The following is a 708-nucleotide window of genomic DNA, read 5'->3' on the forward strand; positions in this document are numbered from 1 at the left end:
GCTGGCAGCACTGCATGGGCACCTCGCCGCGCTGGCCAGTGGCAGCGGTGCGAGCAGCGATGGCAACACGGGCGCCGAACCCGCCGCCCTGCTGCAAGTGTGCGCGCTGCTGCTGCGGTCCATGACCATGCACGCGCTGCGCTGGGCTGCCGCCACGCCGCTTGCCACGCGCGCCGCCACGCTGGGCCCATGGCTGCGTGCTGCCGTGCGCGTGGCGGCTGACGCGGCGCCAGCCCCAGCCGCGCCGGCTGCAGCCACCGGCAGCCCGGCTGCAGTGGCGGGCGAGTGCATTACCAGCGTACTGTCTGCGCTGCTACTACTGCCGCCGTCTTTGCCCGCGCGCACTGCAGCAGGTGGCGGTGGCGGTGGCGGTGGCGGCGGCGGCGGCGGCAGCAGGGGCAGCAGCGGCGAAGCAAGCGCGACAGGCTCGGAGGAGGCCCCTCACGTGGCCGTTGTGATGCTGGCTCATGCGCTGCTGCAGCAAGTCGTGCCGGCGGCGCTGGCTGCCGCGGCTGAGGACGCGCAGGCGGCGCTGCTCGTGCTGGCTGACGATGCAGAGGCGGGGGAGAAGCCTCTGCGACCGCAGCCGAGGCAGCTGCAGTCGCAGCATGCATCACCGCCGCAGCAAGCTCACAAGGCCCCGCGCGTCACGTTTGGCCCTCTGCCCGCGTCCTTCCCCGCCGCACCGGCTGCCGCCAGTGCCCACCA

General features: G+C 74.0%; 1 protein-coding gene. It reads left to right on the plus strand.

From position 1 onward, the window contains the following. On the plus strand, window positions 1-708 hold a 708-nt coding region (locus ACK4SE_RS13995), incomplete at both ends, for a hypothetical protein (RefSeq protein WP_409693933.1).

The sequence above is a fragment of the Brevundimonas sp. genome (assembly GCF_046293315.1).
Classification (GTDB): Bacteria; Pseudomonadota; Alphaproteobacteria; order Caulobacterales; family Caulobacteraceae; genus Brevundimonas.